The sequence below is a fragment of the Streptomyces sp. NPDC057617 genome, from assembly GCF_042800555.1.
GTDB lineage: Bacteria > Actinomycetota > Actinomycetes > Streptomycetales > Streptomycetaceae > Streptomyces.
On record NZ_JBHVGV010000004.1, the window covers coordinates 16,973 to 42,928 of the forward strand.

The 25,956-nt window shown below is 70.7% G+C and carries 25 protein-coding genes; 9 read left to right on the forward strand and 16 right to left on the reverse strand.

What is annotated here, in order from left to right; translation table 11 throughout:
- Window positions 1-161 precede the first annotated feature (161 nt).
- Complete coding sequence (radA, locus tag ACFU9P_RS11690; protein WP_376384217.1) at window positions 162-1,571, forward strand: DNA repair protein RadA; 1,410 nt, start codon at window positions 162-164, stop codon at window positions 1,569-1,571.
- A gap of 44 nt (window positions 1,572-1,615) precedes the next feature.
- A complete protein-coding gene (gene disA / locus ACFU9P_RS11695; protein WP_046507681.1) occupies window positions 1,616-2,740 on the forward strand; it encodes a DNA integrity scanning diadenylate cyclase DisA in 1,125 nt (374 codons plus the stop codon).
- A 92-nt stretch (window positions 2,741-2,832) separates the two neighbouring features.
- On the opposite strand, the gene ACFU9P_RS11700 is transcribed toward disA, so the two are convergent.
- A complete protein-coding gene (locus ACFU9P_RS11700) occupies window positions 2,833-3,768 on the reverse strand; it encodes a hypothetical protein (protein WP_384079017.1) in 936 nt (311 codons plus the stop codon).
- Between the two features lie 367 nt (window positions 3,769-4,135).
- Here ACFU9P_RS11700 and ACFU9P_RS11705 point away from each other — a divergent pair, with 367 nt between their 5' ends.
- The 5 genes from ACFU9P_RS11705 (at window position 4,136) to cseC (ending at window position 8,851) form a co-directional block, all read left to right on the forward strand.
- Entirely contained in the window at window positions 4,136-5,167 is a 1,032-nt protein-coding gene (locus ACFU9P_RS11705) for an A/G-specific adenine glycosylase (RefSeq protein ID WP_376384210.1), read from the forward strand.
- A 227-nt stretch (window positions 5,168-5,394) separates the two neighbouring features.
- On the forward strand, window positions 5,395-6,075 hold the full coding sequence (locus ACFU9P_RS11710) for a SigE family RNA polymerase sigma factor (protein ID WP_376384207.1): 681 nt from the start codon (window positions 5,395-5,397) through the stop codon (window positions 6,073-6,075).
- A 92-nt stretch (window positions 6,076-6,167) separates the two neighbouring features.
- Window positions 6,168-6,779: a hypothetical protein gene (locus tag ACFU9P_RS11715; RefSeq protein WP_384079021.1), complete on the forward strand. Its 612-nt coding sequence runs from the start codon at window positions 6,168-6,170 to the stop codon at window positions 6,777-6,779.
- 10 nt (window positions 6,780-6,789) lie between these two features.
- A complete protein-coding gene (gene cseB, locus ACFU9P_RS11720) occupies window positions 6,790-7,500 on the forward strand; it encodes a two-component system response regulator CseB (RefSeq protein WP_384079024.1) in 711 nt (236 codons plus the stop codon).
- 49 nt (window positions 7,501-7,549) lie between these two features.
- Window positions 7,550-8,851 (forward strand): two-component system sensor histidine kinase CseC, encoded by a 1,302-nt coding sequence (gene cseC, locus ACFU9P_RS11725; RefSeq protein ID WP_384079027.1) that lies wholly within the window; start codon window positions 7,550-7,552, stop codon window positions 8,849-8,851.
- A 19-nt stretch (window positions 8,852-8,870) separates the two neighbouring features.
- On the opposite strand, the gene ACFU9P_RS11730 is transcribed toward cseC, so the two are convergent.
- The 3 genes from ACFU9P_RS11730 to ACFU9P_RS11740 all read right to left on the reverse strand — a co-directional run bounded on the left by ACFU9P_RS11730 (window position 8,871) and on the right by ACFU9P_RS11740 (window position 11,691).
- Window positions 8,871-9,317 (reverse strand): VOC family protein, encoded by a 447-nt coding sequence (locus ACFU9P_RS11730; protein WP_376384195.1) that lies wholly within the window; start codon window positions 9,315-9,317, stop codon window positions 8,871-8,873.
- A gap of 73 nt (window positions 9,318-9,390) precedes the next feature.
- A complete protein-coding gene (locus tag ACFU9P_RS11735) occupies window positions 9,391-9,840 on the reverse strand; it encodes a helix-turn-helix transcriptional regulator (protein ID WP_376384262.1) in 450 nt (149 codons plus the stop codon).
- A 219-nt stretch (window positions 9,841-10,059) separates the two neighbouring features.
- A complete protein-coding gene (locus tag ACFU9P_RS11740) occupies window positions 10,060-11,691 on the reverse strand; it encodes an MDR family MFS transporter (protein WP_384079032.1) in 1,632 nt (543 codons plus the stop codon).
- A 123-nt stretch (window positions 11,692-11,814) separates the two neighbouring features.
- On the opposite strand from ACFU9P_RS11740, the gene ACFU9P_RS11745 reads away from it, so the two are divergent.
- Window positions 11,815-12,393, forward strand: coding sequence for a TetR/AcrR family transcriptional regulator (locus ACFU9P_RS11745; protein WP_384079035.1), 579 nt, complete (start codon window positions 11,815-11,817; stop codon window positions 12,391-12,393).
- 33 nt (window positions 12,394-12,426) lie between these two features.
- On the opposite strand, the gene ACFU9P_RS11750 is transcribed toward ACFU9P_RS11745, so the two are convergent.
- A complete protein-coding gene (locus tag ACFU9P_RS11750) occupies window positions 12,427-13,089 on the reverse strand; it encodes a M23 family metallopeptidase (protein ID WP_384079038.1) in 663 nt (220 codons plus the stop codon).
- Between the two features lie 406 nt (window positions 13,090-13,495).
- Window positions 13,496-16,015: an ATP-dependent Clp protease ATP-binding subunit gene (locus tag ACFU9P_RS11755; RefSeq protein WP_376384186.1), complete on the reverse strand. Its 2,520-nt coding sequence runs from the start codon at window positions 16,013-16,015 to the stop codon at window positions 13,496-13,498.
- Window positions 16,016-16,448: 433 nt separating this feature from the next.
- Between ACFU9P_RS11755 and ACFU9P_RS11760 the strand changes: the two genes are divergently transcribed.
- A complete protein-coding gene (locus ACFU9P_RS11760; protein ID WP_384079042.1) occupies window positions 16,449-17,087 on the forward strand; it encodes an SCO3374 family protein in 639 nt (212 codons plus the stop codon).
- Here ACFU9P_RS11760 and ACFU9P_RS11765 read toward each other — a convergent pair.
- The 10 genes from ACFU9P_RS11765 to ACFU9P_RS11810 form a co-directional block, all read right to left on the reverse strand.
- Window positions 17,066-17,401 (reverse strand): Lsr2 family protein, encoded by a 336-nt coding sequence (locus ACFU9P_RS11765; protein WP_376384180.1) that lies wholly within the window; start codon window positions 17,399-17,401, stop codon window positions 17,066-17,068. The genes ACFU9P_RS11760 and ACFU9P_RS11765 overlap by 22 nt on opposite strands.
- Window positions 17,402-17,545: 144 nt before the next feature.
- On the reverse strand, window positions 17,546-18,085 hold the full coding sequence (locus tag ACFU9P_RS11770; RefSeq protein WP_376384177.1) for an amino-acid N-acetyltransferase: 540 nt from the start codon (window positions 18,083-18,085) through the stop codon (window positions 17,546-17,548).
- A 9-nt stretch (window positions 18,086-18,094) separates the two neighbouring features.
- Window positions 18,095-18,574 (reverse strand): BlaI/MecI/CopY family transcriptional regulator, encoded by a 480-nt coding sequence (locus ACFU9P_RS11775; RefSeq protein WP_384079045.1) that lies wholly within the window; start codon window positions 18,572-18,574, stop codon window positions 18,095-18,097.
- A gap of 156 nt (window positions 18,575-18,730) precedes the next feature.
- Window positions 18,731-18,916: a hypothetical protein gene (locus tag ACFU9P_RS11780; protein WP_376384172.1), complete on the reverse strand. Its 186-nt coding sequence runs from the start codon at window positions 18,914-18,916 to the stop codon at window positions 18,731-18,733.
- 14 nt (window positions 18,917-18,930) lie between these two features.
- The gene (locus ACFU9P_RS11785; protein ID WP_384079048.1) at window positions 18,931-19,743 is read right to left on the reverse strand and encodes a hypothetical protein; all 813 of its coding nucleotides are present in this window, start codon (window positions 19,741-19,743) and stop codon (window positions 18,931-18,933) included.
- 420 nt (window positions 19,744-20,163) lie between these two features.
- Complete coding sequence (locus ACFU9P_RS11790; RefSeq protein ID WP_376384166.1) at window positions 20,164-20,961, reverse strand: type III pantothenate kinase; 798 nt, start codon at window positions 20,959-20,961, stop codon at window positions 20,164-20,166.
- The gene (gene nadC, locus ACFU9P_RS11795) at window positions 20,961-21,986 is read right to left on the reverse strand and encodes a carboxylating nicotinate-nucleotide diphosphorylase (RefSeq protein WP_376384163.1); all 1,026 of its coding nucleotides are present in this window, start codon (window positions 21,984-21,986) and stop codon (window positions 20,961-20,963) included. The genes ACFU9P_RS11790 and nadC overlap by 1 nt, the downstream gene beginning before the upstream one ends.
- Window positions 21,983-23,887, reverse strand: a complete 1,905-nt coding sequence (locus ACFU9P_RS11800; RefSeq protein WP_376384160.1) for an L-aspartate oxidase — start codon at window positions 23,885-23,887, stop codon at window positions 21,983-21,985. The genes nadC and ACFU9P_RS11800 overlap by 4 nt, the downstream gene beginning before the upstream one ends.
- Window positions 23,884-24,909 (reverse strand): pantoate--beta-alanine ligase, encoded by a 1,026-nt coding sequence (gene panC, locus ACFU9P_RS11805; protein ID WP_384079053.1) that lies wholly within the window; start codon window positions 24,907-24,909, stop codon window positions 23,884-23,886. Before panC ends, ACFU9P_RS11800 begins: the two co-directional genes overlap by 4 nt.
- The gene (locus ACFU9P_RS11810) at window positions 24,906-25,859 is read right to left on the reverse strand and encodes a Rossmann-like and DUF2520 domain-containing protein (RefSeq protein ID WP_376384154.1); all 954 of its coding nucleotides are present in this window, start codon (window positions 25,857-25,859) and stop codon (window positions 24,906-24,908) included. Before ACFU9P_RS11810 ends, panC begins: the two co-directional genes overlap by 4 nt.
- Between the last annotated feature and the right edge of the window lie 97 nt (window positions 25,860-25,956).

Genomic DNA, 25,956 nt, shown 5'->3' on the forward strand with positions numbered 1-25,956 from the left:
CGCGCCCTTCACACCCCTTGAGCACATTTAATCCATTCGGGTGAACGTATCGCTCATAAGGAGACACAAATCGCACACATCCGCGGCGGCCGGGCGTGACCGGCGCCGACGGCGCAAGCGGCGACGGCGGCTCTGTCGGTGGGGACCTATACGGTGACGCCATGGCTGCCCGTACGAAAACCGCCAAGGACAGGCCGTCCTACCGCTGTACCGAATGCGGCTGGACGACCGCCAAATGGCTCGGCCGCTGCCCCGAGTGCCAGGCCTGGGGCACGGTCGAGGAGTACGGCGCGCCCGCGGTACGGACCACCTCGGCCGGCCGCGTCTCCACCGCCGCGCTCCCGATCGGCGAGGTGGACGTCCGTACGGCCACCGCGCGCTCCACCGGGGTGGCCGAGCTGGACCGGGTGCTCGGCGGCGGGCTGGTCCCCGGCGCCGTCGTGCTGCTCGCGGGCGAACCGGGTGTGGGCAAGTCCACGCTGCTGCTCGATGTCGCGGCGAAGGCGGCCAGTGAGGATCACCGCACGCTCTATGTGACGGGCGAGGAGTCGGCGAGCCAGGTACGGCTGCGCGCGGACCGGATCAAGGCCATCCACGACCATCTCTATCTCGCCGCCGAGACCGATCTCTCCGCGGTCCTCGGCCATCTCGACGCGGTCAAGCCCTCGCTGCTCGTACTGGACTCCGTGCAGACCGTGGCGTCGCCCGAGATCGACGGAGCGCCGGGCGGAATGGCCCAGGTCAGAGAGGTCGCGGGCGCGCTCATCCGGGCCTCCAAGGAGCGCGGTATGGCCACCCTGCTGGTGGGCCATGTCACCAAGGACGGCGCGATCGCGGGCCCGAGGCTGCTCGAACACCTTGTGGATGTGGTGCTGTCGTTCGAGGGCGACCGGCACGCCCGGCTGCGGCTGGTCCGGGGAGTCAAGAACCGCTACGGGGCCACCGACGAGGTCGGCTGTTTCGAGCTGCACGACGAGGGGATCACCGGCCTCACCGATCCGTCGGGCCTGTTCCTCACCCGGCGCGACGAACCCGTGCCGGGCACCTGCCTCACCGTCACCCTCGAAGGCCGCCGTCCGCTCGTCGCCGAGGTGCAGGCGCTGACCGTCGACTCGCAGATCCCCTCGCCCCGGCGCACCACCTCGGGCCTGGAGACCTCACGGGTCTCGATGATGCTCGCCGTACTGGAGCAGCGCGGCCGGATCAGCGCGCTCGGCAAGCGGGACATCTACAGCGCGACGGTCGGCGGGGTGAAGCTCTCCGAGCCCGCCGCCGATCTCGCGATCGCCCTCGCGCTGGCCTCCGCCGCCAGCGACACCCCGCTGCCGAAGAACCTGGTCGCGATCGGTGAAGTGGGTCTCGCGGGCGAGGTGAGACGGGTCACGGGCGTGCAGCGCCGGCTCGCGGAGGCGCACCGGCTCGGCTTCACCCAGGCCCTCGTTCCGACCGATCCGGGAAAGGTCCCCGCCGGTATGAAGGTCATAGAAGTCGCCGACATGGGCGATGCCCTCAGAGTGCTGCCGCGCCGGGGTCGTGCGGACGCCCCACGGGAGGACAACGCTCGCCGGTAGACTTTGCCCTGGTCTCGCCCATCCGTACGAGCCGGAGGAGTGCAGTGGCAGCCAACGACCGGGCATCAGCACCCGGAAAGTCCGGCGCGGGCTCCGGCAACGAAGCGCTGATGCGCGCCTCCTTGAGCGCGGTCGCGCCGGGTACGGCCCTGCGCGACGGGCTGGAGCGGATCCTGCGCGGAAACACCGGCGGTCTGATCGTCCTGGGCATGGACAAGACCGTCGAATCGATGTGTACGGGCGGGTTCGTGCTGGACGTGGAGTTCACCGCGACCCGGCTGCGCGAGCTGTGCAAGCTCGACGGCGCGCTCATCCTGGACAAGGACATCACCAAGATCCTGCGGGCCGGTGTCCAGTTGGTCCCCGAGTCCTCCATCCCCACCGAGGAGACCGGCACCCGCCACCGCACCGCGGACCGCGTGTCCAAGCAGTGCGGCTTCCCGGTCGTCTCCGTGTCCCAGTCGATGCGGCTGATCGCGCTGTACGTGAACGGGGAGCGCCGGGTCCTGGAGGAGTCGGCGGCGATCCTGTCCCGGGCGAACCAGGCCCTGGCGACCCTGGAGCGGTACAAGCTCCGTCTGGACGAGGTCGCGGGCACGCTCTCCGCACTGGAGATCGAGGACTTGGTGACGGTCCGCGATGTGACGGCCGTCGCGCAGCGGCTGGAAATGGTGCGCAGGATCGCCACGGAGATCGCGGAGTACGTGGTCGAGCTGGGCACCGACGGACGGCTTCTCTCGCTCCAGCTCGACGAGTTGATCGCGGGAGTGGAGCCGGAGCGGGATCTGGTCGCGCGCGACTATGTGCCCGAGCCGACCGCGAAGCGGGCCCGTACGGTCGACGAGGCACTGGGCGAGCTGGACTCGCTGACCCACTCCGAGCTGCTCGAACTGCCCACCGTGGCGCGGGCGCTGGGGTACAGCGGGGCGCCGGAGACGCTCGACTCCGCGGTCTCGCCGCGGGGTTACCGGCTGCTGGCCAAGGTGCCGCGGCTGCCCGGCGCCATCATCGAGCGGCTGGTCGAGCACTTCGGCGGGCTGCAGAAGCTGCTGGCGGCGAGTGTGGACGATCTCCAGACGGTGGACGGCGTCGGTGAGGCGCGGGCGCGCAGTGTGCGGGAGGGTCTGTCGCGGCTGGCGGAGTCGTCGATCCTGGAGCGGTACGTCTAGGTCCTGTCCGGTCGATCTTCTGTCCTCAATCGCCGGACGGGCCGGTTCTCGCGCCCCGCATCGCCGGACGGGCCGGGATGTTGCGCCCGCCCTCAGTCCTTGTCCAGGCGGATGGACTGCTGGCCCAACTGCACCACGGCCCGCGATGTCTTCGCCTCGACCAGATACGTACCGGGACCCACCGCCCCCGCGGGCGGCGTGGCGCACTGCGGCGCGCTGCGCACCCGGTTCCACTGAACGGTACGGGTGACGGTCTGCCCCGCCGGGACCTCGAAGTACAGCCCGCCGGTCTTCGGGCAGTCCGCGGAGGACCAGACCGGGTCGTCCTCGGCATCCGTGACCGTCAGCACCATGGCCTTCGGTCCGAAGTCCGCCTTGCAGGTGGTGTCCGAGGTGTTCTTCACGTTCAGCCGGAACGCGGGCTTCTCGCCCGGCGCGTAGGCGACCTGTGTGGTGGCGAGGCGCAGAGTCAGCGCGTTGGGGGCGCAGTTGGGGAGCGAGGAGCCCGCGCCGACCAGTCGGCCCGAAGTGGTGCTGCCGTCTCCCGTGCCCGTACCTGTACCCGTACCTCCGCCGCCGGCACCGCCGTTCGCCGCGCCGCCGGTCCCGACGCCCGTACCGGTGCCGCCCGCGCTGCTCGTACCGGCAGCGCCTCCGGTGCCCGCGCCCGCGCTGCCTGTGCCGCCCGCGCCCGCGGTGGTGCCGGGGTCGCCGTTGTTGCCGTCGTCGGTGCCGGAGCCCGTACCGCCGTCCGTACCACCGGTGTTCCCGCCGGAGTCGCCCGACTCCTCGCGCCCGCCGGGCTGTTCGCTTATGGCCGGTCCGGAACCGGAGGGCCCGGGCGTGATGGACGTCGCGGGATTGGCGCCGTCGGAAACGTCGCCCTTCTTCTTGCCGTCACTGCCGCCGGAGTTGACCACCCATAGGACGAGCAAGGCCAGCAGCGCGATCAGCGCCGCTGCGATGGCCCTCCGTCGCCAGTAGATGGTGGAGGGAAGCGGCCCGACCGGATTGCGCAAAGATCCCACGGCGCAAACTGTACGAGAGATCAGGGCCTGCTCCCGCCCCACATGCCGCCCGTCTTGGCAAGTTTTACGGATCATCATCCCGGAACGGTCGTCAGCAGCACCGAACTTGGAATGAATGGCACCTTTTGCACCCACCCGGCGCCCGCTCGGGACCCATCAAGGATGCCTTCCTGCTTATCGGACCATCGGGCTGTATGGCCAACAGACATCATCCATAGGTTGATCACATCAACGGCATTACAACCGGACGATCATCCTGCGGACCGCTCGCGGCTGAGCCACCCGGACGCGGCCGTGCGACAACCTCCGGCGCACGCTCGCCCGCTGCACCGTCAACGCTTCCTGACGTGCCAGGATCGGTGGTGCCATGACTGCTACCTCCGCGCACTCCGCGACTTCCCCCACCACACCCGCGCCCTCCGCCCCTCCCACCCCACCCGTCACCCCCGCCTCACCCGTCGCCTCTGCATCTGTCCCCGCCGCGTCCGTGGCCCCGCAGGCCGCCACGGTCCTGGCCGGCACCGATCCGGCCGCCCTGCACACCCCCGTCATCGCGTGGTTCGAGTCGAACGCGCGCGATCTGCCCTGGCGCCGTCCCGAAGCGGGCGCCTGGGGTGTGATGGTCAGCGAGTTCATGCTCCAGCAGACCCCGGTCAGCCGGGTCCTCCCGGTGTACGAGCAGTGGCTCGCCCGCTGGCCGCGCCCCGCCGACCTGGCCGCCGAGGCCCCCGGCGAGGCGGTACGCGCCTGGGGCCGGCTCGGCTACCCGCGCCGCGCGCTACGCCTGCACGGCGCCGCGCAGGCGATAACGGAGCGGTACGGAGGTGACGTACCCCGCGAGCACGCACAGCTCCTGTCGCTGCCCGGGATCGGTGAGTACACGGCCGCGGCGGTGGCCTCGTTCGCGTACGGACAGCGCCACGCCGTGCTCGACACCAATGTGCGCCGGGTCTTCGCGCGCGCCGTGACCGGTGTCCAGTACCCGCCGAACGCGACCACGGCCGCCGAACGCAAGCTGGCCCGCGCCCTGCTGCCCGAGGACGCGGCGACCGCGTCGCGCTGGGCCGCCTCCTCCATGGAGCTGGGCGCGCTGGTCTGCACGGCGAAGAACGAGGCGTGCGGGCGCTGTCCCATCGCCGCGCGGTGCGCCTGGCGGCTGGCGGACAAGCCGGCGCACGACGGCGCGCCCCGGCGCGGCCAGACGTACGCCGGTACGGACCGCCAGGTGCGGGGCAGGCTCCTCGCCGTACTGCGCGAGGCGGTCGGACCGGTGCCGCAGACGGCTCTCGACGCGGTGTGGGAGGAGCCGGTGCAGCGCGCCAGGGCGCTGGACGGACTGGTCGCGGACGGGCTGGTCGAGCCTCTGGAGAACGGCGTCTACCGGCTCCCGCAGAGCTGACCGGGTCCGGGACCGGCCGACCGGACCGGGCCGGCCGGCTCGTCGGCGGCTCCGGCCCACGCGGCTCCGGCCGTTACACAACCGATGGACAGCCGTGCGTCCGCCGATGGTTCTCCCGCACAGCCCCGTGACAAGCGCTCCGTAATTTCGCCGCCGTAAGGACTTCGCCGCCGTCCGCGAACGGCAGCGAACAGCGAGGTCGGTCACGGGGTCGGAGGCGGGTCGGTATGGCGCAGGGCGAGGTGCTCGGATTCGAGGAGTACGTCCGTACCCGGCAGGAGGCCCTGCTGCGCAGCGCCCGCAGACTGGTGCCCGACCCCGTCGACGCGCAGGACCTGCTCCAGACCGCCCTCGCCCGTACGTACGGACGCTGGGACGGCATCGCCGACAAGTCGCTCGCCGACGCCTATCTGCGCCGCGTCATGATCAACACCCGTACCGAGTGGTGGCGCGCCCGCAAGCTCGAAGAGGTCCCCACCGAGGAACTGCCCGACGCCCGTGTCGAGGACGGCGCGGAGCAGCACGCCGACCGCGCCCTGCTGATCGAGATCCTCGGGGTCCTGGCTCCCAAGCAGCGCAGTGTCGTGGTGCTGCGACACTGGGAGCAGATGAGTACGGAGGAGACGGCCGCCGCGCTCGGAATGTCGGCGGGTACGGTGAAGAGCACGCTGCACCGCGCGCTGGCCCGGCTCCGGGAGGAGCTGGAGAGCAGGGAGCGGGAGAGCGGGAAGCCGGCGCGCCCGGGGCCCCGCCCCCGTACCCGCGCGCGGAAGCGTACGGATCGTCAGCATGCCGGTCTTCAACGTGCGGATCTCGGGCGTGACGGGCGGGGCGGGCTGGGCGAGCAGGACGGGCGGGACAGGGGTGACGGGCGTGAGGAACGGGGGCGGGCGAGGTGCGCGGCCTGAGGGGCCCTGACCGGCCCGGAGTCCCCTCCGGGAGCGGATCTCCCGGGGTCCGGCGTCCGGAGGGCGGATCATTCGCGGCGGCTGCCACGGCCATGGCCGGGCTCGCCGCCTTCTGCGTGCTCGCGACCGGCTGCTCGGCCGGGGGTACGGGCACCAGGGACGAGGGCGCGGCGATGACCACGCCGGTCGAACGCGGGATCCCCGCCCCCCAGCCGGCCTCCCCCGAGCCGAGCCCGGCGAAGACCGTCGACGCGGTGGCGCTGCTCCGCCACGACCCCAAGGTCAGCCGGCGGATCAAGGCCGACCTCAAGCCGTGCGCCGAGGACGCTTATCCGCTGGACACCTCGTACGGAAATCTCACCGGCGGCACCGCGCCCGATGTGGTGATCAATGTGATGACCTGCGGTGACGCGGTCGGCATCGGAACGTATGTGTACCGCTCGCAGAACCACCGGTATGTGAACGTCTTCGCCAACGAGCAGCCCGCCGTCTACTCCACCATCGACCGCGGCGCGCTGGTCGTGACCCAGCAGGTGTACGCGCAGGGCGACCCCATGTCGTACCCCTCCGGGGAGGATGTCGTGACCTACAGCTGGGGAAACGCCAAGTTCAGCGAGCGCTACCGGGTCCGCAACAGCTACAGCAGGGCGGTGGGCGGCGGAGTCACGGCGACGCCCGTCCCGCTCGCGCCGGACGAGGGCTGAGGGACGCGGGATGGCCGGGACCCATGTGCTGTTCGTCGAGGACGACGATGTCATCCGCGAGGCCACCCAACTCGCCCTGGAGCGGGTGGGTTTTGTGGTCACCGCCATGCCGGACGGGCTGTCCGGCCTTGAGGCGTTCCGCGCCCGTACGCCGCAGATCGCGCTGCTCGATGTGATGGTGCCCGGTCTGGACGGCGTCAGTCTGTGCCGGCGTATCCGCGACGAGTCGACCGTGCCCGTGATCATGCTGTCGGCGCGCGCCGACTCCATCGATGTGGTGCTCGGGCTGGAGGCGGGCGCCGACGACTATGTGACCAAGCCCTTCGACAGCGCGGTCCTGGTCGCCAGGATCCGGGCGGTACTGCGCCGCTTCGGCCACGCCGGCGGGCTCGCGGGCGATGAGCGGGGCGGGCAGGACGAGCCGGGCAGCAGCGGCGGAGTGCTGACCTTCGGCGATCTGGTGGTCGACACGGACGGCATGGAGGTGCGCAGGGGCGGTGAGCCGGTGGCGCTGACGCCGACGGAGATGCGGCTGCTGCTGGAGTTCTCGGCCGCGCCCGGGACGGTCCTCACCCGCGACAAGCTGCTGGAACGGGTCTGGGACTACGGCTGGGGCGGGGACACCAGAGTCGTGGACGTGCATGTCCAGCGGCTGCGCACCAAGATCGGCCAGGACCGGATCGACACGGTCCGCGGCTTCGGCTACAAGCTCAAAGCGTGAAGCGGCACACGCCACGGGGCGGCACGCTCCCGCGAAATGGCTCACTCGCATGAGGCGGCTCGCTCTGCGCACCGGGGTCCGGTGGAAGATCAGCATCGCGATCGCGGCGGTGGGCGCGCTGGTCGCGGTGGCGCTGAGTCTCGTCGTACACAACTCGGCCCGGGTCTCGATGCTCGACAACGCGCGCGAAGTGCAGCTCGAACGGCTGCTGTTCGCGGAGCGGATGTACGACTCGACCAACGAGCCCAAGTTCGGTACGAAGATCAATGACCCCGGGCTGCCGTACGAACTGCGGGACAAGATGCGGCAGGGCCGGCGCGCGACCTATGTGGAGGAGGGCGCCAACGGGGTGCCCGATGTCTGGGCGGCCGTGCCCATGGGCAATGGCACGGTGCTCTCGCTGCACAGCCGGTTCGCCGACCGCAGCGCGACGATCATGCAGGATCTGGACCGCTCCCTGATCATCGGCTCGGCCTCGGTGGTCTTCGGGGGCTGCGCTCTGGGCGTGCTGATCGGCGGGCAGCTCTCGCGGCGGCTGCGCAGGGCCGCGGGTGCGGCCGGCCGGGTCGCCGAGGGATATACGGAGGTACGGGTCGGGGACGCCGTCGGCGGAGTGGTACGCGACGAGACGGACGACCTGGCCCGCGCGGTGGACGCGCTGACCGACGCGCTGAACGAACGCATAGAGGCGGAGCGCCGGGTCACCGCCGATATCGCCCACGAGCTGCGGACACCCGTGACCGGGCTGCTCACGGCGGCCGAGCTGCTGCCGCCCGGCCGCCCGAGCGAGCTGGTACGGGACCGGGCCCAGGCCATGCGCACCCTGGTCGAGGATGTCCTGGAGGTGGCCAGGCTCGACAGCGCGTCGGAGCGCGCCGAACTCCAGGAGATCGCGCTCGGCGAGTTCGTCGGGCGGCGGGTGGCCCTGCTGAGCCCCGAGATCGAGGTCACGGTCGTGCACGAGTCCTGGGTCAGCACGGACCCGCGGCGGCTCGAACGGATCCTCGGCAATCTGCTGGCGAACGCGGCCAAGCACGGTGCCGCGCCCGTGGAGGTCACGGTCGAGGGCCGGATCGTACGCGTACGGGACCATGGCCCCGGCTTTCCCGAGGCGCTGCTGCGCGAGGGCCCGAGCCGGTTCCGTACGGGCGCCACCGACCGCGCCGGCCATGGCCACGGTCTGGGCCTGACCATCGCGGCCGGCCAGGCCCGGGTCCTGGGCGCCAGGCTGACCTTCCGCAACGCGGGCCCGGAAGGCCCGGAGGCGGCGGGCGGCGCGATCGCGGTCCTCTGGCTCCCGGAACACGCCCCGACGACCACGGGCAGCTTCCCGATACTCAAGATCCCCTAGGTCCGGCCCAGGGCGTGCCCTAGTGCGCCCACTCCTTCTCCAGGTCCAGGTCTCCCTGCCGGGTCTGGGTGAGGGAGAACCAGTTGCCCGAGTCGTCCCGCAGCAGCGCCTCCGTACCGTACGGACGCTCCTGGGGCGGCTGGACGAACTCCACCCCGCGCGCCTTCAGCTTCTCGTAGTCCCCGTGGACATCGTCCGTGGTCAGCACGCCCGCACCCAGGACGCCCTTGACGACCAGCTTCCTGAGCGCCTCGGCGGACTCCTCGTCCATCGCCGGGGCACCGGGCACCATCAGGGTCAGCACCATATCCGGCTGGTCCTTCGCACCGACGGTCAGCCAGCGCATCCCTCCCTCGCCCATGGTCATGTCCGTACGGACCTCCAGGCCCAGCTTCTCGGTGTAGAACTTCTTCGCGCGGTCCTGGTCAAGGACCCAGACGGTGGCGATCGAAAGACCTTTGATCATGACGTGCTCCCTCGGTGGTGCGTGGCTCCGGCGGTCGGTGCCGCCTGCTCCGCCACCGTAGACAGGACGGCCCTCAGCCCGCTTCTCCAGAATTGCGGTGCTGCGAGCCGCTGTCCGGGCTCTTCCGCGGGCCCTCGCTCGCCGGTATCGCCCCGGTCGTGTCCGTGGCCTCCCTGGCCGGGAATCCGCCGGCCCAGAGCATCGCGTAGCACCCCGGTATGAGCGCGGCTCCGCGCCCGGCGTACCGGGCCCGGTACTCACCCGGTGTGCAGCCCGTCTGCTGCTTGAAGCGCGAGGTGAAGGTGCCGAGGCTGGTGAAGCCGACCAGCGCGCAGATCTCCGTGACGGAGAGATTCGCCGTACGCAGCAGGTCCTCGGCCCGCTCGACGCGTCTGCGGGACAGATAGCGCCCCGGGGTCTGTCCATAGACCGCCTTGAAGGCCCGCACGAAGTGGTACCGCGAATATCCGGCATGGGCCGCGACCGCGTCCAGGTCGAGCGGCTCGGCCCAGTCGCGGTCCATGGCGTCCTTGGCCAGGCGCAGTCGCCGCAGATGGGCGAGGTGCGCGGGCCCGGGACCCGTCCCCGTACTTTCCACATCCCGATCCTGACACGTACCACTGACAACGGGCCCGGTCCCGCACAGGCGCCCGGACGGCGAAGGCCCCCGGCGCGGAACGCCGGGGGCCGTGGCCGCGAGCTACGCATGCCTACGAGTGCAGAGGTGTAGACGGACCAGGGATCAGGCGGACTGCGGGACCTTGCCGTCCAGGGCCGGTGCCTCCTCGGCGGCCGGCTTCGTTCCTGCGCCCCGCAGCGGGACCTCCTTGACGAAGAAGGCCGCGACGAATCCGATCAGCGCGATCGCCGCGCCCAGCGTGAAGGCCGCGTGCGTACCGGACGAGACCGCGACCTGGTACGCCTCGCGCACCGCGTCCGGCAGCTTCGCCAGGCTCGCCGCGTCGAGCTGCGCGGACTGCTGAGTGACGCCCCCGCCGCCCCGGGCGGCCATCTCGTCCTGCACCCGGCTGGTGAACAGCGCGCCCATGATGGCGACGCCGAACGAGCTGCCGAGCGTACGGAACAGGGTGGTCGAGGAGGAGGCGACCCCCATGTCCTTCAGCTCGACACTGTTCTGCGCGACAAGCATGGTGATCTGCATCAGGAAGCCCATACCGGCGCCGAGGACGGCCATGTACACGCCGGACGTCAGCCGCGAGGTCTCCGTGTCCATCTGCGCCAGCAGGAACAGCCCCGCCGTCATCAGTCCGCCGCCCAGGATCGGGAAGATCTTGTACTTGCCGCTGCTGGTGGTGACCCGGCCCGCGATCAGCGAGACGGCCATCATCGACAGCAGCATCGGCAGGAGCAGCAGCCCGGAGTTGGTGGCCGAGGCGCCCTGCACCGACTGCTGGTAGAGCGGCAGGAAGAGCACCGCGCCGAACATCACGAAGCCGGTCAGGAAGCCGATCACGGACATCAGCGTGAAGTTACGGCTGCGGAAGATGTGCAGCGGCATGATCGGCTCGGTGACCCTGGTCTGTACGAAGACGAAGCCCACCAGCGCGGCAACACCGATCGCGATCAGCTCCATGATCATGGCCGAGCCCCAGGCGTACTCCGTACCGCCCCACGTGGTGACCAGCACGATCGAGGTGATGCCGACCGTCAGCAGCGCGGCCCCGAGGTAGTCGACCGTGACCTTCGACCGGTCCTTGGCGGGCAGATGCAGTACGGCGGTGATCATCACCAGCGCCACCGCACCCAGCGGAAGATTGATGTAGAAGCTCCAGCGCCAGCCGAGGTGGTCGGTGATGGTGCCGCCGACCAGCGGTCCGCCGATCATGGCGAGCGCCATCACGCCGGCCATCATTCCCTGGTACTTGCCGCGCTCGCGGGGCGGTATCAGATCACCGATGATCGCCATCACGCCGACCATCAGACCGCCGGCGCCCAGGCCCTGGATCGCGCGGAAACCGATGAGCTGGCCCATGTCCTGGGCCATACCGCTGAGCGCGGAGCCGATCAGGAAGATCACGATCGAGGTGAGGAAGACGCTCTTGCGCCCGTAGATGTCGCCGAGCTTGCCCCAGATCGGGGTGGAGGCGGCGGTGGCGAGGGTGTACGCGGTGACCACCCAGGACAGGTGCTCAAGACCGCCCAGCTCGCCGACGATGGTGGGCATCGCCGTACCGATGATCATGTTGTCGAGCATGGCCAGCAGCATCGCGATCATCAGCGCGAGCAGCACCACCCGCACACTCCGCGGCTGCGGCTCGCTCTTGGTCGCCTTGGTGGCCTGCTCGGCTATGGACGCCTCACCGTCGCCGCCGATTGGCGCGCCCTTCCCCGTCTGTTTCCCGGTCGGACTCATATTCCCCACTCCCCTGCACTCCCCTGACACTTACTTGCCGCCCGGCAAGCCGACTACACTGGGGAAGATAGACCCCTTACTTGCCGGGCGTCAAGTAAGTTATTTCTTGGGAGAGAGAGCACCATGGGCAGCTCACAGCACCCGCGGCGGGGCGACACCCGTCAGCGCATCCAGGACGTCGCGCTGGAGCTCTTCGCCGAGCAGGGGTACGAGAAGACCTCGCTGCGGGAGATCGCCGAGCGGCTGGATGTCACCAAGGCCGCGCTCTACTACCACTTCAAGACCAAGGAAGACATCCTGATCAGCCTCTTCGAGGATCTGACGCGCCCGATCGACGACCTGATCACCTGGGGCAGGGGCCGGCCCCACACGCTGGAGACCAAGCGCGAGGTCCTGCGCCGCTACAGCGAGGCGCTGGCGGCGGCCACACCGATCTTCCGCTTCATGCAGGAGAACCAGGCGACCGTGCGCGATCTGAGCATCGGCGAGGGCTTCAAGGACCGGATGATGCGCCTGCGTGAACTGATCGAGGACCCCGAGGCGTCCCTGACCGACCGGGTCCGCTCCATGACCGCGCTCTTCGCCCTGCACGCCGGGGCGTTCGCGCTCAGGGACATCGAAGGAGACCCCGAGGAGAAGCGGCTCGCCATCCTTGAGGTCTCCACCGAGCTGATCACCAGCGCTCATACGGCCACGCCATGAGCGCGGATCACATCGTCAACATCGTGACCGGGGTCACACCTTGACGCCCACCGAGCGCAGGAAGTTCACCGGGTTGACGGCCGAGCCGTAGTTCGGGGTCGTACGGATCTCGAAGTGCAGGTGCGGGCCACTGGAGTTGCCGGTGTTGCCGGAGAGCCCTATCTGCTGGCCCGTCTTCACGTACTGGCCCACATAGACCTTGATCTTCGACAGATGCGCGTACTGCGAGTACGTGCCGTCGCTGTGCTTGATCACTATCGCGTTGCCGTACGCAGGACCGTCACCGGCGCCGTACGAGCCCGCCTTGACGACCGTACCGCTGTGAACGGCGTGCACCGAGGTGCCGATCGGTACGGCGAAGTCCTGGCCGGAGTGTTTGGCGGACCACATATTGCCGGCCCTGCCGAAGCCCGCGCTCAGCGTGTACTTGCTCACCGGATCGATCCATGTGGCGGCCTTGCCGGCGCCCGCCTTGGCGTCATCCGCCTTGGCCACGGACTTGGCCTGCACGGCGGTCGCCTGGTGCTGGACGGCGGCCGTGGCGACGGCCGGGGCGGCGGGCGCGGCGCCGCCGGTCGCGGCGAACGCGGCCCCGGTTCCGGCCGCCAGCGACACTCCGAGTCCGGCAGCCAGGACACCGGCACGGGTACGAAGGACGGACGGGCGGGTCAGACGGGACAGCTTGCGCGGCGACATTCCGAAAACCTCCGGGCATCAAGGGACCCGGCACCTTCGCGCCGGGCTGGCCACACCTTGGTAACCCGGACCCCATCTCATGCCAAAACACCCCATCTACGGCATCTCGTCGTAGGGATGCCCCTGAGCTCCCGCACAAAGGCCCCGGCCGCCGTCCGGACCGGCCACTATTCGGGCTCGTAGGAGCGGAATCGCCTGTGCGGCATGTCACGGCCGCCGGGCAGAAGGGCTGTCCGATTCAGGACCAAAGTCCTGGCCCCAAGAGGCGGCAATGACAATGCAGTTAAAGGGCACGCGCTCCGGAAGAATTGAAAGAAGGCTGCCCCGGAGCCGTAAGAAACGGTTCCGGGGCAGCCCTTGGGTCAGTGCTTTTCTGTCCCTGTCAGTTCTTCGTCGTCGGTCCCCGTCAGTCCTTCGTCAGGTTCGGACCGCCGCCCGCGGCCTGCTCGATCGGCGGGACATCCGGCAGAGGCGACTTCTCCTCGCCGCGGAAGGTGAACGCCTTTGTCTCGCCCTCGCCTTCGGTGTCCACGACCACGATGTGACCGGGGCGCAGCTCACCGAAGAGAATCTTCTCGGAGAGGATGTCCTCGATCTCGCGCTGAATCGTCCGGCGCAGCGGCCGGGCACCCAGCACCGGGTCGTAACCCTTCTTGGCGAGAAGCGACTTGGCGGACGGGCTGAGCTCCAGGCCCATGTCCCGGTCCTTCAGACGCTCATCGACCTTGGCGACCATCAGATCGACGATCTGGATGATGTCTTCCTCGGTGAGCTGGTGGAAGACGACCGTGTCGTCGACACGGTTGAGGAACTCCGGCCGGAAGTGCTGCTTCAGCTCTTCGTTGACCTTGTTCTTCATCCGCTCGTAGTTGGTCTTGGTGTCGCCCTGCGCCGCGAAGCCCAGGTTGAACCCCTTGGAGATGTCCCGGGTCCCGAGGTTGGTCGTCATGATGATGACCGTGTTCTTGAAGTCCACGACGCGGCCCTGGGAGTCGGTCAGCCGGCCGTCCTCCAGGATCTGCAGAAGGGAGTTGAAGATGTCGGGGTGGGCCTTCTCGACCTCGTCGAAGAGGACGACGGAGAACGGCTTCCTGCGCACCTTCTCGGTGAGCTGGCCGCCCTCCTCGTATCCCACGTAACCGGGAGGCGAGCCGAAGAGCCGCGAGACCGTGTGCTTCTCGCTGAACTCCGACATGTCGAGGGCGATCAGCGCGTCCTCGTCACCGAACAGGAATTCGGCGAGCGTCTTGGACAGCTCGGTCTTACCGACACCGGACGGGCCGGCGAAGATGAACGAGCCACCGGGGCGCTTGGGGTCCTTCAGACCCGCTCGCGTACGGCGGATGGCCTGCGAGAGCGCCTTGATGGCGTCCTTCTGCCCGATGACGCGCTTGTGCAGCTCGTCCTCCATGCGGAGCAGACGCGAGGACTCCTCCTCGGTGAGCTTGAAGACCGGGATGCCCGTCGCCGTCGCCAGGACCTCGGCGATCAGCTCCTCGTCCACCTCGGCGACAACGTCCATGTCGCCGGCCTTCCACTCCTTCTCGCGCTTGGTCTTCGCGGCGAGGAGCTGCTTCTCCTTGTCACGGAGGGAGGCGGCCTTCTCGAAGTCCTGGGAGTCGATCGCCGACTCCTTGTCGCGGCGGACGCCCGCGATCTTCTCGTCGAACTCACGGAGGTCCGGCGGCGCGGTCATCCGGCGGATCCGCATCCGGGAGCCAGCCTCGTCGATCAGGTCGATCGCCTTGTCCGGCAGGAAGCGGTCCGAGATGTACCGGTCGGCGAGGGTCGCGGCGGCGACCAGCGCGGAGTCCGTGATGGACACGCGGTGGTGCGCCTCGTACCGGTCGCGCAGGCCCTTGAGGATCTCGATCGTGTGCGGCAGGGACGGCTCCGCGACCTGGATCGGCTGGAAGCGGCGCTCCAGGGCCGCGTCCTTCTCCAGGTGCTTGCGGTACTCGTCGAGCGTGGTCGCACCGATGGTCTGCAGCTCACCGCGGGCCAGCATCGGCTTCAGGATGCTCGCCGCGTCGATCGCGCCCTCGGCGGCGCCGGCACCCACCAGGGTGTGCAGCTCGTCGATGAACAGGATGATGTCGCCGCGGGTGCGGATCTCCTTCAGGACCTTCTTCAGGCGCTCCTCGAAGTCACCGCGGTAGCGGGAGCCGGCGACGAGCGCGCCGAGGTCGAGGGTGTAGAGGTGCTTGTCCTTGAGGGTCTCGGGCACCTCGCCCTTGACGATGGCCTGGGCCAGCCCCTCGACGACCGCCGTCTTGCCGACGCCGGGCTCGCCGATGAGGACCGGGTTGTTCTTCGTACGGCGGGAGAGCACCTGCATGACCCGCTCGATCTCCTTCTCGCGCCCGATGACCGGGTCGAGCTTGGATTCGCGGGCGGCCTGGGTGAGATTCCGGCCGAACTGGTCGAGGACCAGGGACGTGGAGGGCGTGCCCTCGGCAGGACCGCCCGCTGTGGCGGCCTCCTTGCCCTGGTAGCCGGAGAGCAACTGGATGACCTGCTGCCGCACCCGGTTGAGATCGGCGCCCAGCTTCACCAGGACCTGGGCGGCGACGCCCTCGCCCTCGCGGATCAGGCCGAGCAGGATGTGCTCCGTACCGATGTAGTTGTGGCCGAGCTGAAGGGCCTCACGGAGCGACAGCTCCAGGACCTTCTTGGCCCGGGGTGTGAAGGGGATGTGGCCGGAGGGGGCCTGCTGGCCCTGGCCGATGATCTCCTCCACCTGCTGGCGGACCGCCTCGAGCGAAATCCCGAGGCTCTCCAGGGCCTTAGCGGCGACACCCTCACCCTCATGGATAAGGCCCAGGAGGATGTGCTCGGTGCCGATGTAGTTGTGGTTGAGCATCCGGGCTTCTTCCTGAGCCAGGACGACAACCCGCCGCGCGCGGTCGGTGAACCTCTCGAACATCGTTAATCGCTCCTCAGAGCGGTCAGGCAGTAAAGGGGTCGGTCCCCTCCCTGTCCTTCCGCAGCTTAGTCCCGCAAGCGGGGACCGCTCATTCCAACTGCCGACTACCTGTCCCAGGCTCCCAGCCCCGAACGCCGGACAACAGCTCCAACCCGATGGTGCGAGACGATGTTCCCGCAGGCCAGGCAGATACCCTCGCCATCACTACGCCGATGGCGAACGCAAGACGCCCAGAACCGCGTGTCGTCCCTTCCCACTAGGAATGTCTTACCCGTAAGCACTGACACTCCATGCGGCGCACCCCAGTTCCCTCCGCTACGGGCGAACACCCTTGCGCTCCTGAATGCGCCCGCGCGCCCCCGATTCCGGCACATTGCGCGATCGGGCACGGACGTAGCGTAACTCTGCGCTCAGGTCGGGAGTTGCTCCGGGCATGGCCCCCACTGTCCCGCCCCCGCGTGACCCGCTCCCCGGCGGTCGCACCGGTACGGAGAGCTGTCCTGCCGCGGAGAGCTGTCCTGCGCGGTGGTACGAGGAGGGCCTCGGCTGGGCCGTGGAGGCGGGGCCTCCCGTACGGCTGCTGACCGGGCTGCGCTTCGATGTGCTGGAGCTGCCCGCCGACGCGGGCGCGGCCCTGCTGCGGCGGACCGTTCCGACGGGGCCCGTGGCGCTGCTCGGCGGGCGGATGGCCCTGCTGGTGGCCGCGGGGAGCGCGGACGAGCTGCCGGGGCTGCTCGACTGGCTGGATTGGGGCGGAATCGCCCTGGGGCTGACCGCTGCCGGCGCGGGCGGGCGGATCACCGCTCCCGCGCCACCGCGTTGGCCCGGCGTCACCGCGCAGGGGGCCGCCACCTGGTTGCGGCCCCCCGAGCCCGGACGCGGGACGGAGCCGACGCTGCCGTCACTCGCTCCCCTCGGGCGGAGCGGCGGCAGCGGGGGCAGTGGTGGGGATGCCCCCGATCTCGTACGACTCGTGGACGCGGCGGCGACTGAGTGCCACCGGGCCCGCTTGTTGCGCATGCCGCGCAGAAATGCCCTTCGTACGAATACTCAGCCGTTGGCCTTCTCGTAGGCTTCACGGATCTCGGCGGGAACACGGCCGCGGTCGTTGACGCTGTAGCCGTTCTCCTTCGCCCACTTGCGGATTTCCGCGGTGTCCTTGTTACCGCCCGTGGCGACCCGGCCCTTGCCGCGGCTGCCCGCGGCGCGGCCACCGGTACGCCGGCCCCCCTTGGTGTACGGATCGAGGAGACCCCGGAGCTTGTCCGCATTGGCGGTGGTGAGGTCGATCTCGTAGGTCTTGCCGTCCAGAGCGAACGTCACGGTCTCGTCCGCCTCGCCGCCGTCGAGGTCATCGACAAGAAGGACCTGAACCTTCTGTGCCACCGGATTTCCTTTCATCGAAAATGCAGTACGCGGAAAGGAAACCGCTTTTCTCAGGAAAACACAAACCCCCGGCAGAGGTTCAGCAGCGCGAGAACACGGGAAACGTGCGCGATTCGGACATAGGGATCCGGCTGAGTCGGGCGATCACAGGTGCAGAAGCATCCGGCTGTTGCCCAAGGTGTTCGGCTTCACCCGTTCGAGACCGAGGAACTCCGCAACACCCTCGTCATAGGAACGCAGCAGCTCTCGGTACACATCTCCGTCGACCGGCGTCTCACCGATCTCCACGAAGCCGCGCTTCGCGAAGAACTCGACTTCGAAGGTCAGGCAGAATACCCGGCGCACTCCGAGCCAGCGGGCGGTCTCCAGCAGCTTGTCAAGCAGTTGATGCCCCACTCCCGCGCCCCTGACCACGGGATCCACGGCGAGTGTGCGTACTTCCGCGAGGTCTTCCCACATCACATGCAAGGCGCCACAGCCGATGACACTGGCGTCCTCGTCGCGTTCCGCGACCCAGAACTCCTGGATGTCCTCGTAAAGCGTCACGGGCGCTTTGTCGAGCAGGATGCCTTCGCTCACGTAAGGGTCGACGAGACGGCGGACAGCCGGTACATCCCTGGTCCTGGCCCGCCGGACGGTGATGGCATTTGCTTCGGCATTGGGAAGCGGAAGGGTCGAGCGCATGCCGAGACGCTATCGCCCGGCCTCCGGGGGGCGGTCGGCGCCCCGGGCCGCGGCGTCTTCGGCCCGCGGGCGTTCCTGTTCGGCTTCCTCCGGAAGCCCCGCGGCTTCCGGGCGTTCGCCTTCCGGGCGGTCCGCCCGCACCATACGGACGGCGTCCTCAAGTGCCTGGCGCTGCTCGGGCGACATCATGCCGAAGAAGGCGACGAGGGCGGCGGCGGGGTTGTCGCTCTTCGACCAGGCTTCGTTCATCAGGGCCGCGGCGTAGGCGGCGCGGGTGGAGACCGCCGTATATCGATAGGCGCGGCCCTCGACTTCCCTGCGTACCCAGCCCTTCTGATGGAGATTGTCCATTACGGTCATGACGGTGGTGTAGGCGATGGACCGTTCCCGCTGAAGGTCTTCGAGGACTTCCCGGACGGTGACCGGGCGGTTCCATTGCCAGACGCGTGTCATGACGGCGTCTTCCAGGTCTCCCAATTGGCGGGGCACATCTTCACCATAGTGCGAGATGTCCGAATGGCCGGTTATTGACGGAACAAAAAGGACGTACGACGGGAATCAGTCGTACGTCCTGGTCATACGGTGAATGCGTGTGGCGGCGGTGCAGGGGATCTGCCGGGTGCCGCCGGCTGCCGTGCCCGGCGGTCAGGCGTTGCCGGTGCCGGGCGTACGGTCCTGCTGCTGGGCTTCCGCGCGGGCGAGGGCCGCGTCGACCGCTGCGTCCTCCTTGGCCTTGTTGGGGCCGCCCTGGCTCTTGACGATCGTCACGACGAGGCCGATGAAGAAGGCGGCCATCACCACGGGAGGTACGAGCGCGGATACGTAGTCCATGGCGTCCAGCGTAGCTATCCGGCGGCCAGCTTCTCCGGCGGGGGCGCCGGGCGGCGGCGTGGCGGGAAGACCTCGGACGGCTTGGGCATCGGCTTGCCGGGCGCGGGGCGCTGGGGCGGGCCCGGTTTCCGGGGCGCCTTCGCCGGCTCGGAGGGTTCTTTGCCGGAGTCCTTGTCCGGCTCCTTGCCTGGCTTTTCGGCCGGTTTCCTTTCGGGCTCCTTGGGCTGTGCCGGTTCGCCGGAGCCGGAATCCGAATCCGAGCCGGAGTCCGACCCGGAACCGGAGTCGGAACCCGAGTCGGAGTCGGAGCCGCTGTTTGCGTCGGTGCCGGCGTCAGCCGAGAGGCCGCCGGGGAGCGCGCGGAGCCTGGCGCGGGGCGCGGGGGCCGCCGTGGCAGCCGGGCCGGCGGGGGTGGCGGCGGTGACGCGGGCGGCGAGACGCGCCCGTACGGACCGCTCGGCGAGCGCCTGGCAGCGGTCGAGCAGGGCCGCGGCGGCCGGATTGCCGCGGAGGGCGCGCAGCGCCGCGAGATCGTCGGGCAGTGGGACATAGCCGGCGGCCAGGGCCTCCCGGAGCAGCTCCAGATAGCCGGTGAGAGACCCGGGGAGCGCCTGCCGGTACCGGACGAGGTCGGCCATCAGAAAGTCCCGCAGCCGCCCGGCCTCCCGTACCGCCTCGTCCACGGACTCGGCGAGCCGCAGACAGGCCCGGACGTCCTCGTTCGGCAGCGGGACGGGATGAAGGGCGACGGCAAGGGCACGTCGGAGCACACGCAGCTCCTCCGCACCGAACGCCATGCCGCCGCGGGATCCGTATGGCGTGGGCATGCGGCGACACTACGCGCCAAAAGGACAAAATCCGCTTAACACCTCCCCCCGGGCGCGGCCCACCCGTCGAACGGGGGACGGAGCGGGCACCCCGGGGCGCGGCGTGCGCAAGCGCAGCGGCTGGGCCCTGGCCCTGGCAGCGAGCCCCAAGCCCCGGGCCCCGGGCGACCCTCCTGCACGGAACGCGGGCCCCGGCCCTGGCGTCGGGGCTCGGGGGCCGGGCCGGCCGCGGGCTTCGTGCATGAGGGGCCCGGGCCCCGCATGCACGACCCGGCGCAGGAGGCGGAACGGCTTCATAGCCCGCCGCGCGCAGTCGGGCTGGGCCCACTCTCGTCGGAGCGGCCGGCCCCAGCCGGCCGCACGCTGCGTACGGCGGCCGGCTCCAGCCGCCCACGTCCGCGGCGGGCCCGGAGCGTGCGGCTACATGCGGGAGACGTTCCGTTCGTAGACCAGGCGCAGGCCGATCAGGGTCAGCCAGGGCTCGTGCTCGTCGATCACCGACGCCTCGCCCAGGACCATCGGGGCCAGGCCGCCCGTCGCGATGACCGTCACCTCGCCCGGGTCCTCAGCCAGCTCCCGGGCCATGCGCCTCACCACGCCGTCGACCTGGCCCGCGAAGCCGTACAGGATGCCCGACTGCATCGCCTCGACCGTGTTCTTGCCGATCACACTGCGCGGCCTGGCGATTTCGATCTTGCGGAGCTGGGCGCCCCTGATACCGAGCGCCTCGACCGAGATCTCGATGCCCGGCGCGATCACCCCGCCCGCGTACTCGCCCCGCGCGCTCACCGCGTCGAAGGTCGTCGCCGTACCGAAGTCGACGACGATCGCCGGGCCGCCGTACAGCTCGACCGCCGCGACCGCGTTGATGATGCGGTCCGCGCCGACCTCCTTGGGGTTGTCCACCAGGATCGGCACGCCCGTCTTGATGCCCGGCTCTACGAGAACGGCGGGGACATCTCCGTAGTAGCGGCGGGTCACCTCCCGCAGCTCGTGCAGCACGGACGGCACCGTCGAGCAGATCGCGATGCCCTCGATCCCGTCGCCCAGTTCCTCGCCGAGCAGCGGGTGCATGCCCATCAGGCCCTGGAGCAGTACGGCGAGTTCGTCGGCCGTGCGGCGCGCGTCCGTGGAGATGCGCCAGTGCTCGACGATCTCCTCGCCGTCGAACAGACCGAGCACGGTATGGGTGTTGCCGACGTCGATCGTCAGGAGCATCAGGCGCCGGCCTCTCGCAGGTCGAGGCCGATGTCCAGGATCGGGGAGGAGTGGGTGAGCGCGCCGACCGCGAGGAAGTCGACGCCCGTCTCCGCGTAGGCACGCGCGTTGTCGAGGGAGAGCCGCCCGGAGGACTCCAGGAGGGCGCGGCCCGCGACGATGCCGACCGCCTCGGCCGTCTCCTCCGGGGTGAAGTTGTCCAGCAGGATCAGATCGGCGCCCGCGTCCAGGACCTCGCGCACCTGGTCGAGGGTGTCGGCCTCGACCTCGATCGGTACGTCGGGGAAGCGGTCCCGTACGGCCTTGAACGCCTCGGCGACCCCGCCCGCCGCGACCACGTGGTTGTCCTTGACCAGGGCCGCGTCGGACAGCGACATCCGGTGGTTGACGCCGCCGCCGCACCGCACCGCGTACTTCTCCAGCGCGCGCAGCCCGGGCGTGGTCTTGCGGGTGTCACGGACCTTGGCGCCGGTGCCTTCGAGCGCGTCCGCCCACGCACGGGTGGCGGTCGCGATACCGGACAGCCGGCACAGCAGGTTGAGCGCGCTGCGCTCGGCGGTGAGCAGATCGCGGACGCGGGTGGTGACGCTGAGCAGCTTCTGTCCGGCCTCGACGCGGTCGCCGTCCGCGGCATGCCGCTCCACGGCGAACTCCTCCGTACAGACGACGGACAGGACAGCCTCGGCGATGTGCAGTCCGGCGACCGTACCGCTCTGGCGGGCGGTGAAGTCGGCGGTGGCGACGGCGTCCTCGGGGACGGTCGCTACGGTCGTGACGTCCGCGCCGTGGTCGAGGTCCTCCTCGATGGCCACATGCGCGATGTCCTCGACCTGTACAGGATCGAGTCCGGCGTCGGCGAGCAACTGGGCGAGGGCGGGGTCGAGGCCGCACTCCAAGTCGAAGGCCTCGTCGGCGGAGCAGCCGCAGCCGTCGCCGCAGCCGCCCTGGGCGGCGGCCGGGGCGCCGATCTGGATCAGCGGTACGTCCACGGGCTCGGGGCGTGGACTGTCTTCGGGCGTGCTCACGGTTTCTGGCTCCCTGGGGGCGTCGGCGGGGTGTGGGGTGCGGGGGCTACGGGGCGTACGGAGCGGGGCAGTCCGGGGCCGACCGGCGGGAAGGCGGCCGACTCGGTGCGGTGGAGCGCCAGGCTCCGGTCGGGCAGCAGGCGTACGACGAGATGGCGGCGCCAGTCGGTGTCGTCCCGCTCGGGCCGGTCCTCGCGCCAGTGGCAGCCCCGGGTCTCCTCGCGCTCCAGCGCGGCGGCGACCAGGACGCGGGCGACACAGAGGAGGTTCGAGGTCTCCCAGGACTCGACACCGGGCACGGCGGCCTTGCCGGAGCCGTCGTCCGGGCCGTCCTCGCCGCTCTCACCGTTTCCGGAGGCGCTTGCGGAGGCACTCGCGGGGGCATTTCCGGGGCGGCTTCCGGAGCCGTTTCCGGCGCCGTTTGCGGAGCGGCTTTCGAAGGTCCCGGAGGCTCCCCGGAGTGCGCGCTGGAAGGTGGTCTCCAGGGCTTCGGCGGCGGCCGCCAGGCTTCCGGCCGACCTGAGCACGCCCGCGCCCTCGGACATGATCCGCTGGATTCCGGCCCGCGCCTCGGGGGCGATCAGCGGCACCAGGCTGGTGGCGGCGGGCTCGGCCGGGACCACCGGGCCGGACCGCCAGGGCTCCGGCCCCGCATCCGCCGCGATGTCCGCCGCGATCCGTTCCGCGAACACCAGGCCTTCCAGCAGGGAGTTGGAGGCCAGCCGGTTCGCGCCGTGCACTCCCGTACAGGCGACCTCGCCGCACGCGTACAGCCCCGGCACCGTGGTCCGTCCGCGCAGGTCCGTACGGACACCGCCCGACGCGTAGTGCGCGGCGGGCGCCACCGGTATCGGCTCCGTGACCGGGTCTATTCCATGGGTACGGCAGGCCGCCAGGATGGTGGGGAAGCGGCTCTCCCACATCTCCGCGCCGAAGTGCCTGGCGTCCAGATACATGTTCTCGACGCCCTGCTCGCGCATTCTGCGGGTGATGGCCTTGGCGACGATGTCGCGGGGCGCCAGCTCGGCCAGTTCGTGCTGGTCGAGCATGAACCGTATGCCGTCGGCGTCGACGAGATGGGCGCCCTCGCCCCGTACCGCCTCGGAGACCAGGGGCTGCTGGCCCTCGGAGCCGGCGCCGAGGAACAGCACCGTGGGGTGGAACTGGACGAATTCCAGGTCCGAGACCTCCGCGCCCGCGCGCAGCGCCAGCGCCACTCCGTCGCCCGTGGAGACGGCGGGGTTGGTCGTGGCGGAGAAGACCTGGCCCATGCCGCCGGTGGCCAGGACCACCGCGGGGGCGTGCACCGCGCCGACGCCGTCGTGCTGGCCCTCGCCCATGACATGGAGGGTGACACCGGACGTACGGCCCTGATCGTCCGTCAGCAGGTCGAGGACCAGGGCGTTCTCGATGGTACGGAGGGCCGCGTCCCGTACCGCTTCGACCAGGGCGCGGGAGATCTCGGCGCCGGTCGCGTCGCCTCCCGCGTGGGCGATCCGGCGGCGGTGGTGGCCGCCCTCGCGGGTGAGCTGGAGCTCGCCGGTGGCGTGGGTGTCGAAGTGGGCGCCGGTGCCGATCAGTCTCCGTACGGCCGCGGGGCCCTCGGTGACAAGGGTACGGACGGCCTCCTCGTCGCAGAGGCCGGCGCCGGCGACGAGGGTGTCGTCGAGATGCTGCGCGGGGGTGTCGCCCTCGCCGAGGGCCGCCGCTATGCCGCCCTGGGCCCAGCGGGTGGAGCCGTCGTCGAGCCGGGCCTTGGTGACCACGACCGTACGGAGCCCGGCGGCGGTGCAGCGCAGGGCCGTGGTGAGACCGGCGACGCCGGAGCCGACCACGACGACATCGGCGTCGATGGCCCAGCCGGGTGCGGGGGCGGTCAGCCGTATTCCGGTTCCGGTCACTGGGGCGCTCCGAAGGTCAGGGGGATGTTGTCTATCAGCCGCGTGCTGCCGACGCGGGCGGCGACGGCGAGGATCGCCTCGCCGGTGTGGTCGTCGGGGACCTCCGTGAAATCAGCGGGATCGACGAGGGCCAGATAGTCGAGGACGAGGGGCGGCATGGATCGGGCCGCCTCGTCCAGCACGGTGCGGGCCGCGGCCCGTACGGCATCGGGCCCGCAGGGGCGGGCCCGCGCGGCCGGGGTCCCCGCGACGGCCACCGCATGGGCGTCGGCCGCGAGACGGGCCTCGCCGAGCGCGGAGAGCGCGGCGGCGCGGGCGCCCGGCGCGGGGGCGGACTCGGCGCGGGCGCGCAGGGCGTGCAGGGCCGCGAGGCGGTCGCGGGCGGCGAACAGCGCCCCGGAGAGGGCGAGGGCGGTACGGCGCTCGGTCCGGGAGAGATAGCGGTTGCGGCTGGAGAGCGCGAGACCGTCCTCTTCCCGGACGGTCGGTACGCCGATGATCTCGGCCCGGAAGTTCAGATCGCGGGCCATTCTGCGGATGAGGGCGAGCTGCTGGGCGTCCTTGCGGCCGAAGAACGCGGCGTCGGGCCGGGTGAGATGGAGGAGCTTGGCGACGACGGTGAGCATGCCGTCGAAGTGGCCGGGGCGCGAGGCGCCTTCGAGGCGCTCGCCCATGGGGCCCGCGGAGATGGTGACCTGGGGCGCGCCGCCGGGGTAGACCTCGTCGGCGGCCGGGGCGAACACGGCGTCGGCGCCGGCCGCCTCCGCGGTCTTCAGATCGGCTTCGAGGGTGCGCGGATACCGGTCGAGGTCCTCGCCCGCGCCGAACTGGAGCGGGTTGACGAAGACGGTGACCACGACCAGGCCGGTGCGGCCGGCATGGGCGCGGGCGGCCCGTACAAGACTGGCGTGGCCTTCGTGCAGCGCGCCCATGGTCATCACGACGGCGGTGGGGCCGCCGCCCGCGTGCCCGTCCAGCACGCGGTCCAGCTCGGCGACGGTGGAGGCGAGGACGAGGCTCATCGGGCGCCCCCGCTGCCGCCGCCCCGGGGGTCTCCGAGGGTGTCCCCGTCGGCGAGGACGTCCAGGAGGTCCTCCGCCAGCTCGGCCTTGAGCAGTCCGTGCGCCAGCGCGCGGTCCGCGGTCGTACGGGCCATCGCGAGATATCCGGCGACGGCGCCCGGGGCGTGGGTGCGCAGCTCGGCGACATGTGCGGCGACCGTGCCCGCGTCGCCGCGCGCGACCGGTCCGGTCAGTGCGGCGTCGCCGGAGCGCAGGGCGTTGTCCAGGGCGGCGCCCAGGAGCGGGCCCAGCATCCGGTCGGGGGCGGCGACCCCGGCCGTACGGAGCAGCTCCATCGACTGTGCCACCAGCGTGACCAGGTGGTTCGCCCCCAGCGCGAGCGCCGCGTGGTAGAGCGGGCGGGACTCCTCGGCGACCCACTCGGGCTCGCCGCCCATCTCGATGACCAGGGCCTCGGCGGCCAGGCGCAGCTCTTCGGGGGCGGTGACCCCGAAGGAGCAGCCGGCCAGCCGCTGGACGTCCACTGAGGAGCCGGTGAAGGTCATGACGGGGTGCAGGGCGAGCGGCAGGGCACCGGCGCGCAGGGCGGGGTCCAGGATCCTGGCGCCGTACCGCCCCGAGGTGTGCACGAGGAGCTGTCCCGGCCGTACGGCACCGGTCTCGGCGAGCCCCTCGACCAGGCCCGGCAGCGCGTCGTCCGGAACGGTCAGCAGGACCAGCTCGGCGCGGGCGAGCACCTCGGCGGGGGTGACCAGCGGAACGTCGGGGAGCAGCGCCGCCGCCCTGCGCCGGGACGCGTCGGAGACGCCGGAGACGGCGACCGGACGGTGCCCGGCGAGCCGGAGGGACGCGGCGAGCGCCGGGCCGACGCGGCCCGCTCCCACCACACCGACGGTGAGCCGGGCCGGGCGGTCCCGGGGATCGGGAGATTCCTGAGCAGTGGGATTCACGCGGCGGGGCCTTCCGTTCCAGTCCGCGAGGGGTACCGGACGATTTCTCGCCATGCTACGCCAGCGTCCGGGCCCGCCAGTCAGTTGTCCACAGGGC